This window comes from Paeniroseomonas aquatica (genome assembly GCF_030409335.1).
Lineage (GTDB): Bacteria > Pseudomonadota > Alphaproteobacteria > Acetobacterales > Acetobacteraceae > Belnapia > Belnapia aquatica.
Genome location: NZ_JAUFPN010000059.1, coordinates 1 through 14366 on the forward strand (window position 1 = coordinate 1; position 14366 = coordinate 14366).

Below are 14366 nucleotides of genomic sequence, written 5' to 3' on the forward strand. Positions count from 1 at the left end.
GGGCGCCGTGCGCCGGCGGGCGGCCGGCCGGGCGGGCGGGCGCGCCGGTGCGGCCGGTGCCGCCCGGGCGCGGGCCGGCGCAGCCCGTTCGGCAGCCAGGGTCTGGCCAGTGGCCGGAGCCGTGGGAAGCGCCAGGGCGGCCCCCAGCAGGCACAGCAATTTCAGGGCATTCGTCACGCGGAGCAAACTAGGCCAGCGTGGCGGGCGGCGTCCATGGCACTACGTCGGGTTTCGCGGGGTCTTGCGCGATCAGCCTTGCTGGCGAGTGCGCCCGGCCTCGGCGGCGGCGATTCCCTCGACCACCACGTCGCGCAGCTTGCCGTGCAGCGCCTGGTTGCCGGCGACGACATTGCCCTCGGCATAGGCGTCGCCGCCCTCGGGGTCGGTGACGAAGCCGCCGGCCTCCTTCACCATGATCAGCCCCGCCGCCATGTCCCACTTGTTCAGGTTCAGCTCCCAGTAGCCGTCGTAGCGGCCGGCGGCGACCCAGGCGAGGTCGAGCGCCGCGGCGCCGAAGCGGCGGACGCCGGCGACCTGCGGCATCAGCTTCGACAGGGTGTGGCTGAATTCGGCCCGACGCGGCGCGGCGGCGAAGGGGATGCCGGTGGCGAAGAGCGCCTCCCGCATGTCGCGGCGGCCGGAGACGCGCAGGCGGCGGTCGTTGAGGAAGGCGCCGACGCCCTTCTCTGCCCAGAACATCTCGTTCGCCGCCGGGTTGTAGATCACCCCGGCGACGATCTCGGAACGCTGGGCATCGATCCGCTTCTCGATCCCGACGCTGATCGCCCAGTGCGGGATGCCGTGCAGGAAGTTGCTGGTGCCGTCCAGCGGATCGACCACCCAGCGCCACTCCCAGTCCGCCGACCCGTGCGCGCCGCTCTCCTCCATCAGGAAGGCGAAGCCCGGGCGCGCCCGGCCGAGGTCGGCGCGGAGGGATTCCTCCGCCCGGATGTCGGCGGCCGAAACGAAATCCCCCGGGCCCTTGGCCGAGACCTGCAGCTGCTCGACCTCGGCGAAGTCGCGCAGCAGGCGGCGGCCCGCCTTCTGGACCGCCGAGACGACGACGTTGAGGGCGGGAGAGAGGCGGGGCGAGGAGGGGGCCAAGATGCGGTCCTTAGTAAATGGCGGCCAGGCGGGGGCGGGGCTGGCGCGTCAGCTCTTGGCGCGTTCCACGTAGGAGGCGTCCTCGGTCTTGACCACGACCCGCTCGCCGGTGGTCACGAAGGGCGGCACCATGGTCTTGATGCCGTTCGAGAGCATCGCCGGCTTGTAGGAGGAGGTGGCGGTCTGCCCCTTCACCACCGGATCGGCCTCGACCACCTCGAGCGTCACCTGCTCCGGCAGGGTCATCGCCACCGGCTCGCTCTCGATCAGGCGGACGTTGACGGTCATGTTCTCGACCAGGAAGGGCAGGCGGTCGCCGAGGATGTCCTTCGGCACCGTCGTCTGCTCGTAGGTCTCCGGATCCATCAGGATCAGCGTGTCGCCCTCGGCATAGGAATAGGTGAATTCCTTATCCTCGGTCATCAACCGCTCGACCACGTCCGCGGTGCGCCAGCGCTGGTCCTTCTTCGACCCCGTCTTGATGTTGCGCATGTCGACCTGGATGATCGCGTTGCCCTTGCCCGGGATCATGATGTTCTGCTTGAGGATGGTGTAGCGCTGGCCCTCGAATTCGATGACCATGCCGGCACGCATCTGGTTGGCTTGCATCTTTGCCATGGGGCGGGACCTGCCGTGTGGTGAGGTGAATGAGCGATGGCGCCCCGGCGGAGCCGGCGCGTTGGGTGGCCGGGTGTAATAGCGAAGACGGAAAGTGGCAACCTTCCGTGGTCAGGCCTCGAAGACCGGCCCCAGCGGCACCTTGCCGCCGCCGCCCGGCGTCTCCTGCACATAGGTCGGCCAGGCGAGCCCCGTCACCCGCCGTCGCAGCCCCCGCAGCAGGGCTCGGCCTTCGGCCACCGGCACCGCGAAGCGCGCCGTCCCCGGCGCCGCATCCAGCTGGTGCAGGTAATACGGCTTCACCCGGGCCCGCAGCATGGCCCGGAACAGATCCTCGAGCGCCGCCTCGCTGTCGTTCACCCCGCGCAGCAGCACGCTCTGCCCGAGCAGCACCACCCCCGCCCCATGCAGCCGCCGCAGCGCCGCCTGCGCCTCGGCCGAGAATTCCCGCGCGTGGTTGGCATGGACGCAGAGGTACAGCGGCTTGCCCAGGTCGAGGGCCGCCGCCATCGCTGCCGTCACCAGCCCCGGCGCCGCGACCGGCACCCGGCTATGGATCCGCAGCAGCTCGATATGCGGGATCGCGGCCAGCCGCCGCAGGATCTCCCCTAAGCGCCGGGCCGAGAGCATCAGCGGGTCGCCCCCGGTCAGGATCGCCTCCCGCACCGCCGGCGTCCGCGCGAACCAGCCGAGCGCCGCCTCCAGCTCGGCCTCGCCCAGCACCCCGCCATCCGGCCCCACCGCCTCCCGCCGGAAGCAGAAGCGGCAATAGACCGGGCAGGCCAGCAGCGGCTTCAGCAGCGCCCGGTCGGGGTAGCGGTGGACCACCCCCGGCAGGGGCGTGAAGGGCGCGTCGGCGGTCGGGTCGGCGCTTTCGTGCGGCGCCGTCACCAGCTCCGCCGCATCCGGGACGTATTGCCGGGCGATCGGGTCGGCCGGGTCGGCGCGGTCGATCAGCCCGGCGACCGCCGGCGTCACCGCGATGCTGTAGCGGGCGCCGACCCGGCCGGCCGCGGCCAGCGCCGCCGCGGGGATCAGCCCGGCGGCATGGAGGTCTTCGGCGGAGCGGAGCGTGCGGGGTGCCATGATGCGGCCGTGGCTAATCCCTGGCATGATCGGCGGCAATGGCCTCCCTCCCGAACTGGCACCCCGAAAGCCTGGCGAACCGGCTGCCCTTTCTCCGCCGCCGCGCCACCCTGACCGCCGCGACCCGCGCCTTCTTCACCGGGCATGGCTTCACCGAGGTGGAGACCCCGAGCCTGGTCCCGGTGCCCGGCATGGAGGTCCACCTCCACGCCTTCCGCAGCGAGTTCATCCCCCACCTCGGCATCGGCGAGCCCCGCACCCTCTGGCTCCGCACCTCGCCCGAGCTGGCCCTGAAGCGCCTGCTGGTCGCCGGCGCCGGCCCGGTCTTCGAGCTGGCCCGGGTCTGGCGCAACGGCGAGGCCAGCCCGCGCCATGCCCCCGAATTCACCATGCTGGAATGGTACGCCCCGGGCCTGTCCCTGGCCGGGCTGATGGACCAGACCGAAGCCTTCATCCGTGCCGTCTGCCCCAGGCACGTCACCCATGGCGACACCACCACCAACTTGCGCCTGCCCTTCGAACGCCTGACCATGGCCGAGGCCTTCCACCGCTGGTGCAACGGCCTCGACATCCTGGCAACCGAGGGCGACGCCGCCGCCCTCGGCGCCGCGGCGGCCGCCATCGGCATCCCGCCGCGGGAGGGCGAGGGGTGGGAGGATCTCTTCTTCCGCCTGCTGCTCGAACGGGTGGAGCCCAACCTCGGCCGCGACCGCGCCACCTTCCTCACCCATTGGCCGGCGCCTCAGGCCGCGCTGGCCCGGCGCGACCCCGCCGACCCCCGCGCCGCCCTGCGCTTCGAGCTCTTCGCCGCCGGCCTCGAATTGGCCAATGCCTTCGACGAACTGACCGACGCCGCCGAGCAGCGCGCCCGCTTCGTCGCCGACGTCGCCGCCCGCCGGGCGCTGCATCCCGGCGAGGGCTGGGATGTCGACGAGGATTTCCTCGCCGCGCTGGAGCACGGCATGCCCGCCGGCAGCGGCATCGCCCTCGGCTTCGACCGGCTGGCGATGCTGGCCAGCGGCGCGCGGTCGATCAGCGACGTGCTGTGGCTGCCCCAGTTCTGAGCTTGGCCAGCATCCCGTCGCTGCTCTCCCGCGGCAGGAAGTAGAAGACGAAGACATAGGGGTCCGAGGCGGCAAACACCGTCGGGTCCGCGCTCGCCACCTGCATGGAGGCGCGGTCGAAGCCCGCCATCGGCCGCCACTCGTCCCAGTGCTCCCAGAAGCCGTCGTAGCCCAGGGCATCGAGGTAGGCCGGCACCGCCCAGGTGGCGCCCATCCGGTGCCGCTCCTCGATCTCGATCGAGAGCACCGGGCGGCAGCGCAGCAGCGTCTCCCGCCCGCCGCGCAGCACCTCGTACTCGGCGCCCTCGGCATCGAGCTTCACCGCCGTCAGGTCCTCGAGGCCGAACTCGTCCAGCCGCCGCAGCGGCACGGTGACGCGCTGTTCCGCCACGCGTGGCCCGTGCCCGGCGTAGTCCTTGGCCATGCTGGCCCATTGCTCGTTCGGGACGCCGTCGACCACCGGCAGGCGCAGCACCGCCTCGCCGGCCGCGTCCCCCAGTGCCTCCTCGCGGATGGTGACGTTGGTAAGGCCCGCCACCGCCGCCCGCAGCCGGGCGAAGCTTGCCGGCAGCGGCTCGAAGGCCAGCACGCGGGCGCCGGGGAGGGCGGCCAGCGGCAGGGTGAAGCCGCCATCATGCGCGCCGACGTCGAGCAGGGTGCCGGGCCGGTGGAGGCAGCGGTGGAAGCCGATCTCGTCCACTAGGCGGCGGCCCGCAGCACCCGGTAGCGTCCCGTCTCGAGCTGCGCCGCGGCGACCACGCCCGTGACGGCGCTGCCGCCATCGAGGTTCAGCCGCCCCTCCGCCAGCACATGCGGGTCCTCCAGCCCGGTGAAGGGCCGCTGCTTGGCCGGCGGGGTATGCCCATGCACCACCACCGTCCCGCCGAAGCCGTCCTTCCAATCGAGGAAGCCGCCGGTGATCCAGGCCCAGTGCTTCGGCCGCAGCGCGATGTCGTCCCAGGGCAGCGCCAGGAAGGCGTCCCGGTCCTGCGCCGGGTCCAGCCCGGCATGCACCAGCAGCAGGTTGCCGACCTGGACGTGGGAGATCAGCTTCCCCAGCGCCGCTTCCGTCCGCTGGCCCAGCGCCGCCCGCAGCATCGCCGCATCCGGCACCTGTCCCAGCCGCCCGCTCGCGGCCTGCAGCTCGCCCAGCATCGTCTCGCCGTTCAGCGAGAGCCAGAGGTCGCGCGCCGCGGCATCCCCGCGCGCGGCCAGCAGCAGCATCTGCTCATGGTTGCCCAGCAGCCGGTCCACCCGGGCGATCCCCGGCACCGGCTCGGCCCTGGCCCAGCGCCGCAGGGTGCCGATGCCATCCGGCCCGCGGTCGATCATGTCGCCGAGGAAGACCAGCCGCGGCGCCGCCACCGGCAGCAGCCCTTCGATCCCCGCCAGCATGGCCTCGAGCAGCGGGGTGCAGCCATGCACGTCCCCCACCGCGAAGACCGTCTCGCCGGCGGTCTCGATGGGTGCCGCGATCCAATCCCCGGCGCTGAACATTCAATCCTCCGCTGCCATGGCGCCGGCCGCCGCGATCGCCTGGTTCATCGCCTTCACCCCGGCCGCCGGTCCTTCCGGATGGTTCCAGACCGCGCCGACCACCGCCAGGAAATTGGCCCCCGCCTGGACCAGCGGCGCGCAATTGGCCGCCGTGATGCCGCCGATGGCGACCGAGGGCACCTCGAAGACCTCCGACCACCACTCCAGCACCTCCATCTCGGCCGCCTCGGAGACCTCCTTGGTGGCCGTCGGGAAGAAGGCGCCGAAGGCGACGTAGTCGGCGCCCTGCTCGCCCGCCCGCATCGCCAGGTGGCGGCTGCCGTGGCAGGTGATGCCGAGGATGCGGTCCTTCAGCAGGGCCCGCGCCGCGACGTGGTCGCCGTCGGATTGCCCGAGATGCGCGCCGTCGCAGCCCATCTCGGCCGCCAGCGCCGCGTCGTCGTTCAGCAGGAAGGCCACATCGCGCGCCTGGGCGATGGGCATGAGTTCCTCGATGGCCCGCCGGACCTCGTCCGGCGTCGCATCCTTCAGCCGCAATTGCAGGCTGGCGACATCCCCGGCGTCGAGCGCCTGGGCGAGCTGCCAGGCGAAGCGCGGCGGCAATACGGGGGGGGTGATGAGATACAGCCGGCAATCAGGGTCCATGCGCCCTATCTGGCGCGGGACCGGCGGTTTGGGAAGCGCCCGGCCGCGGCCGGGCGCTTCCCGCCGATCAGCCGGCCGGCTTCTGGTAGATGCCGATGATGTCGGAGAGCAGCTGCAGCGCCTCGGCCTTCGGCCGCTGGAAGGTGTTGCGGCCGATGATGGAGCCGTTGCCGCCGCCGGCGTGGATGCCGCGCGCCATGGCCATCATGCTCTCGACGGTGCCGGATTCGCCGCCCGAGAAGACCACCAGCCGGCGGCCGCCGAAGCAGGCCTGCACGATATGGGTGATCCGGCCGGACAGCTCGCCGAGGTTCGGCACCGGCGACTTCTCGTAGGTCTTCTTCGCCGCCTCGAAGCTGATCGCCTCGGTCGGCGGCTTCACCTTGATGATGTGGGCGCCGCAGAGCGCCGCCATGTGCGCGGCATAGGCGCAGATGTCGAGAGCGGTCTCGGCGACCTTGTCGAGGTTCGGGCCGCGCGGATAGGACCAGACCACCACGGCGAGGCCGGCGGCCTTGGCCTCGGCGGCGAGCTCGCGCAGCTCCTCCATCATCTCGAACTGGTATTCGGAGCCGGGGTAGATGGTGAAGCCGATGGCGGCGCAGCCGAGGCGCAGCGCGTCGGAGACGGTGGCGGTCACGGCCTGGTCCTTGGTGGTGGACAGGCTGTTGCTGCTGTTCACCTTCAGGATGGTCGGGATGGCGCCGGCGAAGGTGCTGGCGCCGGCCTCGATCATGCCGAGCGGCGCGGCATAGGCGTTCAGCCCGGCCTCGATCGCCAGCTCGAAGTGGTAGCGCGGGTCATAGGCCGCCGGGTTCGGCGCGAAGCTGCGGGCCGGGCCGTGCTCGAAGCCCTGGTCGACCGGCAGGATCACCATGCGGCCGGTGCCGCCCAGCTTGCCTTCCATCAGGATGCGGGCGAGGTTGCCCTTGGTGCCGGGATTGTCGCTCTCGTACCAGGAAAGGATCTCCTGGACCTTCTGCGTCAGCTTCATGGGATTCCCTTTTGAGCCGGTATCTGGCGGATGCCGTCCTGTAGCGCGAGGTTGCCCGGCTGTCACCCGGCCGGGCGTAACCATGCCGACAGCTTGTCCCGGCCGCGGCATTTTCCCGCCGCCCAGCCGGCGACCCCGAGCGGGCCGAGGTCGAGCGCCGGCGGCCGCGCCGGCCAGACCCGGGCGCCGCAGGCCGCCGCCGCGCCCGCCACCGCGGCGAAGGCCGGGCAGGCCGGGTCCAGCACCACCGTGGCGATGCCGGCGCGGAAGGCCGCCAGCGCGTGGCCCGGCGCATCGGCGCAGTCGAGCACCGCCCGGCAGGGCACCGCCGGATGCGCCGCCCGGGCGGCGGCGACGATCGCCTGGAACCAGCCCGGCCCCAGGCTGCCCGCCGCCCCCGGCGCCGAGAGCAGCACCACCCCGGCCGGCCCGGCCAGGGCCAGCGCGGCCCGCGCCTCCGCCAGCCCGTGCACCACCACGGCGGGCGCGAGTCCCGCCTCCGCTGGGCCGTCCGCTGCCGTCATGCGCCTGTCCCGTCGCGCATTCCTATTGGTCCCCGCGCGAGCCGTTGACCCGCTCCGGCGCGCATGCGAAGGCTTCCAGCATGCCGGGGCAGGGGCGTCCAGCGCGCTGCCCGGCCATTCGGGCTACCATCTGGCAGGGGCGGCATGAGCGACGGCGCAAGGGACCCGATGGCGATGGCGGCGGCACGGCTTGAGGCGGCGGTCGAGCGCCTGGCCCAGGCCGTCGCCCGGCCCCGTGCCGTGACCGGCCGCGAGGATTCCGAGACGGTGCCCCGCGCCGAGGTCGCCGCCATGGCGGAGCGGCTGGATGCGACCATCGCCCGGCTGCGCGTCGCCCTCGCGGAGGAGTTGCGCCCCGCGCCGAGCGAGACGGACTGAGGAGCAGCGCGTGGGGCAGGTCACCGTCCGGGTCAACGGCTATAGCCATACCATCGGCTGCAAGGATGGCGAGGAGCACCACGTCGCCGCCCTCGCCGCCCAGATCGAGGACAAGGTCAAGCTCATCCGCGGCATGGGCGGGCAGTTCTCCGAGGCGCGCATGCTGCTCCACGTGGCGCTGCTGCTGGCCGACGAGGGCGGCGACATGCGCGGCGAGCTCCAGCGGCTGAAATCGGGCCAGCCCGGCGGCGCGGCGGGAGATCCCCAGCTGGCGGAACGGCTGGCCCGCATCGCCGAGCGGATCGAGGGCCTGGCGCAGACCCTGGACCACGCCTGACGGGGCCGGCCGCCGCCGTCATGCCCCGCGGTGGGGTCTAGCCCCACCGCCGCCATACCCCGAAGCGGGGCCTAGCCCCGCCGCCCCGGGCCCCCTATATGGCAGGGGCGGGGCTGCCCGGTGCGTCAGGTTACACATCCCCAGGGCCAATAAGCATCCTCAGGGAGCTGGCTCTGTCCGGATCTTGGTCCGGGTACCCGGTGCCCACCTGCTCACGCAGGCCTTGGGAGGATGAGACGCCAACGGCCATGGTGGCTCCGCACTCAGACGACGCCAACCTCTGCCCCGAGCTGCTGGCCGGGCGGAAGGCCGAGGCCCGGCGCGCGGCCCTCGCCCGCCGCGCCGGCTGCGACCCGGCGCTGGGCGCCCGGCTCGCCGAACGGCTGCTGGCCGAGGCGCCGCCCCCGGCCGGCGCCGTGATCGCCGGCTTCTGGCCCATGGGCCAGGAAATCGACACCCGCCCGCTGCTCCAGGCGCTCGAGGTCCGCGGTCACCGCCTGGTGCTGCCGGTCACCCCGAGGCGCGGCCAGCCCCTGCGCTTCCGTCGCTGGGCCTGGGGCGATCCGCTCGCCGCCGGCCCCATGGGCACGCGCCAGCCCGCCACGGGCGAGGAGCTCGCGCCCGACTGGCTGCTGGTGCCGCTGCTGGCCTTCGACCGGGCCGGCAGGCGGCTCGGCTACGGCGGCGGCTACTACGACCGGACCCTGGCCATGCTGCCCCATGCCGTGGCAATGGGTTGCGCCTATGCCGCCCAGGAGGCGGTCGAGGTGCCGGCCGGGCCGCTCGACTTCCGCCTGCGGCAGGTGGCGACGGAACAAGGTGTGATCGCATGCGGGGCCTGATCGGTTGAGAATCCTGTTCCTCGGCGATGTCGTCGGCCGCTCCGGCCGGGACGCGCTGACCGCCGCCCTGCCGGGCCTGAAGGCCAAGCTCCGCGCCGACCTGGTCATCGTGAACGGCGAGAATGCCAGCCACGGCTTCGGCCTGGCCCCCGACATGGCGCGCGCCTTCCTCGCCGCCGGGGCCGACGTGATCACCCTCGGCAACCACAGCTGGGACCGCAAGGAGATCATCCCCTACATGGAGCAGGAGCCGCGCATCCTCCGCCCGGCGAATTTCCCGCCGGGCACCCCCGGCCGCGGCGCCGTGGTCGTGGATGTCCCCGGCAACCGCCGCGCGCTGGTCGTGCAGGTGATGGGCCGGCTCTTCATGGACCCGCTCGACGACCCCTTCCGCGCGGTCCAGGCCGAGATCCAGAAGCACCGCCTGGGCGGGACCATCCATGCCTCCGTCATCGACGTCCATGCCGAGGCCAGCAGCGAGAAATGCGCCTTCGGCCACAGCTTCGACGGGCTGGTGAGCTTCGTCGTCGGCACCCACACCCATGTGCCGACCGCCGACCACCAGATCCTGCCGGGCGGCACCGCCTTCCAGTCGGACGCCGGCATGTGCGGCGACTACGACAGCGTTATCGGCATGCAGAAGGGCGGCGCGGCGCTGCGCTTCTGGCGCAAGATGCCCGGCGAGAAGCTGGCGCCGGCGGAGGGCGAGGCGACGGTGTGCGGGGTGTTCGTCGAGACGAGCGACGCGACCGGGCTGGCGACGCGGATCGAGCCGTTGCGGGTCGGGGGGCGGTTGTCGCAGGTGATGCCGGCGGCATAAGGCAAAGGCCGGGGAGAAGGTAATCTCCCCGGACCCTTCATCTATGTCTATTCGTCGCGCAGGGGGTGCTTGCGGGTCGGGGTGATGTCGACGGGGCCACCGCGGGCGGCGGCGGCTTCGCCCATCTCGCCGGGCTGGACCTCACCGGGCGAGACCGGGTTGTCGATCGTGCCCGCGGCGCGGTCGTCCTCGTTGTCCGGCGCGGTCGGATCGGTGCCCGGCTTGCCGGATGTCTTGTCGCTCATGGCGGCGCCCTCTCTGCTGATGCCCCCGCCAACGCGCCCCGAAAATCCTGGTTGCCCCCACGTCCAACGCAGAAAAACCGATGAGGGGTTGGACGCATGCGTCCAACGGGAGAATGCCTTCTCCCCGACCTTCCCTACTTCACCAGCGCCGCCAGGGTCCCCTGCATCTCCTCCAGGATCGTCGGATCGTCGATCGTCGGCGGCACCACATACGCCTCGCCATCCGCGATCTTCCGAAGCGTGGCCCGCAGGATCTTGCCGCTGCGGGTCTTCGGCAGGCGGGAGACGATCCGCGCATCCCGGAAGGCCGCCACCGGCCCGATGCGGTCGCGCACCAGGGCGACCAGCTCGCGCGCCAGATCCGCCTCGGTCTTGGTGATTCCCGCCTTCACCACCACCAGGCCCAGTGGCACCTGGCCCTTCAGGCTGTCCTTCACGCCCACGACCGCGCATTCCGCCACGTCCGGGTGCGCCGCCAGCACCTCCTCCATCGCCCCGGTGCTCAGCCGGTGGCCGGCGACGTTGATGATGTCGTCGGTGCGGGACATGACGGAGACATAGCCCTCGGCGTCCACCACCCCGGCGTCGGAGGTGTTGTACCAGCCGGGGAAGGCCTCGAGGTAGGCCTCGCGGCAGCGGTCGTCGGCATGCCACAGGGTCGCCAGGCAACCCGGCGGCAAGGGCAGGCGGATCGCCAGGGTCCCGGTCTGCCCGGCCGGCAGCGGCTGCCCCGCCTCGTCCAGCGCCGCGACCTCGTAGCCGGGTGAGGGCTTGCCGCCGCTGCCGAATCGGGCCGGGAACAGCCCCATGCCGCGAAAATTGCCGGTGATGGCCCAGCCCGTCTCGGTCTGCCACCAATGGTCGATCACCGGCTTGCCCAGCATCGCCGCCGCCCATTCCGCGGTCGGCGGATCGCAGCGCTCGCCGGCCAGAAACAGCGCCTCGAGCCGCGAGAGGTCGTAGGTGGCGAAGAGCCTGCCCTCGGCATCCTCCCGCTTGATGGCGCGGATGGCGGTGGGGGCGGTGAAGAAGGCCTTCACCTTGTGCTCGGCGCAGACCCGCCAGAAGGCGCCGGCATCCGGCGTGCCCACCGGCTTGCCCTCGTAGACGACGGTGGTCGCGCCGACCAGCAGCGGCGCATAGACGATGTAGGAATGCCCGACCACCCAGCCGACGTCGGAGGCGGTGAACATCACATCCCCCGGCCCGACGCCGTAGAGCATGGCCATGGAGTTGTGCAGCGCGACCGCATGCCCGCCGTTGTCGCGGACGATGCCCTTCGGCTTGCCGGTGGTGCCGCTGGTATAGAGGATATACAGCGGGTCGGTCGCCGCGACGGGCACGCAGGCGTGCGCCGCCGCCGCCGCCTCCGCCGCCAGCAGGTCCTGGTCCCGCCCGGGGGTCAGGTCGCAGGCCAGCTCGGGCCGCTGCAGGATCAGGCAGCCCAACGGCTTGTGCGGCGACAGCGCGATCGCCGCGTCCAGCAGCGGCTTGTAGGCGATGACCCGGACCTCGCTCCCCTTGGGCTCGAGCCCGCAGGAGGCGCTGATGACGACCTTGGGCCGGGCATCGGCGATCCGCGCCGCCAGCTCGGCCGCGGCGAAGCCGCCGAAGACCACCGAATGCACCGCGCCCAGCCGGGCGCAGGCGAGCATGGCGACGGGGGCTTCCAGCACCATCGGCAGGTAGATCACCACCCGGTCGCCCTGGCCGACGCCGAGCGCCGCCAGCGCCCCGGCCAGCTTCGAGACCCGCTCCAGCAGCCGGGCATAGGTGAGGGTCTCGACCCGGCCGGTGACCGGGCTGTCGTGGATGATGGCCGGCTGGCCGCCGCGTCCCGCCGCCACATGCCGGTCGACCGCGTTGTGGCAGGTATTGAGCCGGGCATCGGGGAACCAGCGGCCATAGACGCCGGCGGCGGGGTCGAAGATCCGCTCCGGCGCCCGGTCCCAGTCGATCCCCCGTGCCGCGGCGCGCCAGTAGTCCTCCGGCGCCGCCCGCCAGGCCGCATAGGTGGCGTCATAGCCCGTCATGGTGTCGCTCCCCGTCTGGTTTTGGCGGCAAGGTGCGCCGGACATGGAAAAGGCGCCAGGGTCTCCCCCGGCGCCTTGCCTGCGTCGCCGGGGTTCAGCGCCGGCTGGAGCCGGCGCCATCCTCGGAGAAGATATCGACGTTCTTGGTTTCCGGCACGAAGAGCGCGCCGACCACCACGGTGATCAGGGCGATGACGATGGGATACCAGAGCCCGTAGTAGACATCGCCGGTCTGGGCGATCATGGCGAAGGCCGTCGCCGGCAGCAGCCCGCCGAACCAGCCGTTGCCGATGTGGTAGGGCAGCGACATGGAGGTGTAGCGGATGCGGGTCGGGAAGAGCTCGACCAGCGCCGCGGCGATCGGGCCGTAGACCATGGTCACGTAGATCACCAGGATCGTCAGGATGCCGATCAGCACCGCCGGCTGTTCGCGGAAGATGTCGAAGGGGCTCGACATCTTCACGACCGAGGGGTTGGAGGCCGCCGGGTAGCCCGCCGCGGTCAGCGCCGCGCCGAGGTCACGCGCGAAGGTCGGCGAATCCGCCGGGATCGGCGCCGCGCCCTGGATGCGCACCGCGGCGATGCTCCCCGCCGGGGCTTCCTCGACCGTGTAGTTGACGGAAGCGCGCGCCAGCGCCGCCTTGGCCACGTCGCAGGGCTGGTTGAACTTCGCCGTGCCGGTCGGGTTGAACTGGAAGGAGCAGCTCGACTTGTCCGCGACCACCTGGACCGAGATCTCGGAATGCGCCTTGTGCAGGGCCGGATTGGCCTCCGCGCTCATGAGCTTGAACAGCGGGAAGTAGGTCAGCGCCGCCAGCAGGCAGCCGCCGAGGATGATCGGCTTGCGGCCGATCTTGTCGGACAGCCAGCCGAACAGCACGAAGCCGCCCGAGCCCAGCAGCAGCGACCAGGCGATCAGCATGTTGGTGGTGAAGCCGTCCACCTTCAGCACGCTGCCCATGAAGAACAGCGCGTAGAACTGCCCGGTGTACCAGACCACCGCCTGGCCCATGGTCAGCCCGACCAGCGCCAGCAGGGCGACCTTGGCGTTCTTCCACTGGCCGAAGGCCTCGCCGATCGGCGCCTTGGAGCCGGTGCCCTCCGCCTTCATCTTCACGAAGGCCGGGCTCTCCTCCATCTGGAGGCGGATCCAGACCGAGATGCCGAGCAGCAGGACCGAGACGAGGAAGGGGATGCGCCAGCCCCAGGCCTTGAAGTTCGCGTCGCCGACCGCGAGCTGGGTGAACAGGATCACCAGCAGCGACAGGAACAGCCCCGCCGTCGCGGTGATCTGGATGAAGCTGGTGTAGAAGCCGCGCCGGCCCTGCGGCGCATGCTCGGCCACGTAGGTCGCCGCGCCGCCGTATTCGCCGCCCAGCGCCAGGCCCTGGAGCATCCGCAGGATGATGAGGATGACCGCGGCCGAGATGCCGATGTCGGCCGAGGTGGGCAGGATGCCGACCACGAAGGTCGAGGTGCCCATGATGAGGATGGTGACGAGGAAGGTGTACTTCCGCCCGACCAGGTCGCCGAGCCGGCCGAAGACCAGGGCGCCGAAGGGCCGCACCAGGAAGCCGGCGGCGAAGGCGAGCAGCGCGAAGATGTTGCGCGTCGCCTCGTTGAACATCGGCTGGCCGTCGGCGCCGAGCGGGTTGAAGAAATTCGCCCCGATGACCACCGCCAGCGAGCCGAACAGGTAGAAGTCGTACCATTCGAAGACGGTGCCGAGCGAGGAGGCGATGATGACCTTCCGCTCTTCCTTGGTCATGGACCGGGTCTTTGCCGCCTCAAGCGACGATGCCGTATATGCGCTCATTTCCTGCCCTTCTCCCGGCCAGATGGCACCGGGTTGACGTCACGCCGGAGAGCCGTGGCAGCGGGACCTGACGGCCCTGGCGCACTGATTTCCCTCCTGGAACGCAATGTCCGGAAGGTCGCCGCCAAGCTCAACTATTAAGAAGATGACAAAACGTTTATCGATAGGCAAGAATTTGCCGTTCGCCGCGAGGAACGGGGTGCGCCGTGCAACGGAAATGCCCAGCCGCCCGGCGGCCCCGCCCGGACCGCGCCCGAGGGCGCTCGAAAGCCCCTTGCCGGGCGCAGGTGCCGGGCGGCCACCGGCCCGGGGCCAGGGTCGCGCATGCCCCTCGCCCCGGCGCATTGCGCCAGGGCAAAATGG

At 71.8% G+C, this 14366-nt stretch carries 16 protein-coding genes and 1 other RNA gene; 6 read left to right on the forward strand and 11 right to left on the reverse strand.

Annotated features, from left to right (window positions below; translation table 11 throughout):
- Positions 1–249 precede the first annotated feature (249 nt).
- The 3 genes from QWZ14_RS06330 to QWZ14_RS06340 all read right to left on the reverse strand — a co-directional run bounded on the left by QWZ14_RS06330 (position 250) and on the right by QWZ14_RS06340 (position 2808).
- Positions 250–1104, reverse strand: a complete 855-nt coding sequence (locus QWZ14_RS06330; protein ID WP_290315783.1) for an inositol monophosphatase family protein — start codon at positions 1102–1104, stop codon at positions 250–252.
- Positions 1105–1152: 48 nt separating this feature from the next.
- Entirely contained in the window at positions 1153–1722 is a 570-nt protein-coding gene (gene efp / locus QWZ14_RS06335) for an elongation factor P (protein WP_290315784.1), read from the reverse strand.
- Positions 1723–1833: 111 nt separating this feature from the next.
- Complete coding sequence (locus tag QWZ14_RS06340; RefSeq protein ID WP_290315785.1) at positions 1834–2808, reverse strand: lysine-2,3-aminomutase-like protein; 975 nt, start codon at positions 2806–2808, stop codon at positions 1834–1836.
- Positions 2809–2846: 38 nt separating this feature from the next.
- On the opposite strand from QWZ14_RS06340, the gene epmA reads away from it, so the two are divergent.
- Positions 2847–3872 carry an EF-P lysine aminoacylase EpmA gene (epmA, locus tag QWZ14_RS06345; RefSeq protein ID WP_290315786.1) on the forward strand — a complete coding sequence of 342 codons (1026 nt, stop codon included), beginning with the start codon at positions 2847–2849 and terminating at the stop codon, positions 3870–3872.
- On the opposite strand, the gene QWZ14_RS06350 is transcribed toward epmA, so the two are convergent.
- The 5 genes from QWZ14_RS06350 to QWZ14_RS06370 form a co-directional block, all read right to left on the reverse strand.
- Entirely contained in the window at positions 3841–4572 is a 732-nt protein-coding gene (locus tag QWZ14_RS06350; protein ID WP_290315787.1) for an FkbM family methyltransferase, read from the reverse strand. The genes epmA and QWZ14_RS06350 overlap by 32 nt on opposite strands.
- Positions 4572–5369, reverse strand: a complete 798-nt coding sequence (locus QWZ14_RS06355) for a metallophosphoesterase (RefSeq protein WP_290315789.1) — start codon at positions 5367–5369, stop codon at positions 4572–4574. Before QWZ14_RS06355 ends, QWZ14_RS06350 begins: the two co-directional genes overlap by 1 nt.
- Positions 5370–6014, reverse strand: a complete 645-nt coding sequence (gene thiE, locus QWZ14_RS06360; RefSeq protein ID WP_290315790.1) for a thiamine phosphate synthase — start codon at positions 6012–6014, stop codon at positions 5370–5372.
- A gap of 67 nt (positions 6015–6081) precedes the next feature.
- Complete coding sequence (locus QWZ14_RS06365) at positions 6082–7008, reverse strand: class I fructose-bisphosphate aldolase (RefSeq protein ID WP_290315791.1); 927 nt, start codon at positions 7006–7008, stop codon at positions 6082–6084.
- 62 nt (positions 7009–7070) lie between these two features.
- Positions 7071–7532, reverse strand: coding sequence for a hypothetical protein (locus tag QWZ14_RS06370; RefSeq protein WP_290315792.1), 462 nt, complete (start codon positions 7530–7532; stop codon positions 7071–7073).
- Positions 7533–7676: 144 nt separating this feature from the next.
- Here QWZ14_RS06370 and QWZ14_RS06375 point away from each other — a divergent pair, with 144 nt between their 5' ends.
- From QWZ14_RS06375 to QWZ14_RS06395, 5 genes are all read left to right on the forward strand, one after another.
- Complete coding sequence (locus tag QWZ14_RS06375) at positions 7677–7910, forward strand: hypothetical protein (RefSeq protein ID WP_290315793.1); 234 nt, start codon at positions 7677–7679, stop codon at positions 7908–7910.
- 10 nt (positions 7911–7920) lie between these two features.
- On the forward strand, positions 7921–8247 hold the full coding sequence (locus QWZ14_RS06380; RefSeq protein ID WP_290315794.1) for a cell division protein ZapA: 327 nt from the start codon (positions 7921–7923) through the stop codon (positions 8245–8247).
- A 107-nt stretch (positions 8248–8354) separates the two neighbouring features.
- A non-coding RNA gene (ssrS, locus tag QWZ14_RS06385) (6S RNA) lies at positions 8355–8509 on the forward strand.
- Entirely contained in the window at positions 8496–9089 is a 594-nt protein-coding gene (locus QWZ14_RS06390) for a 5-formyltetrahydrofolate cyclo-ligase (RefSeq protein WP_290315795.1), read from the forward strand. Before ssrS ends, QWZ14_RS06390 begins: the two co-directional genes overlap by 14 nt.
- Positions 9090–9093: 4 nt before the next feature.
- Positions 9094–9909 carry a TIGR00282 family metallophosphoesterase gene (locus QWZ14_RS06395; protein WP_290315796.1) on the forward strand — a complete coding sequence of 272 codons (816 nt, stop codon included), beginning with the start codon at positions 9094–9096 and terminating at the stop codon, positions 9907–9909.
- 47 nt (positions 9910–9956) lie between these two features.
- Here the strand turns inward: QWZ14_RS06395 and QWZ14_RS06400 are convergent, their stop codons facing one another.
- The 3 genes from QWZ14_RS06400 to QWZ14_RS06410 all read right to left on the reverse strand — a co-directional run bounded on the left by QWZ14_RS06400 (position 9957) and on the right by QWZ14_RS06410 (position 13955).
- Positions 9957–10154, reverse strand: a complete 198-nt coding sequence (locus QWZ14_RS06400; protein ID WP_290315797.1) for a hypothetical protein — start codon at positions 10152–10154, stop codon at positions 9957–9959.
- A gap of 134 nt (positions 10155–10288) precedes the next feature.
- Positions 10289–12187: an AMP-binding protein gene (locus tag QWZ14_RS06405; protein ID WP_290315798.1), complete on the reverse strand. Its 1899-nt coding sequence runs from the start codon at positions 12185–12187 to the stop codon at positions 10289–10291.
- 94 nt (positions 12188–12281) lie between these two features.
- The gene (locus QWZ14_RS06410; protein WP_290315799.1) at positions 12282–13955 is read right to left on the reverse strand and encodes an MFS transporter; all 1674 of its coding nucleotides are present in this window, start codon (positions 13953–13955) and stop codon (positions 12282–12284) included.
- Positions 13956–14366: the final 411 nt, after the last annotated feature.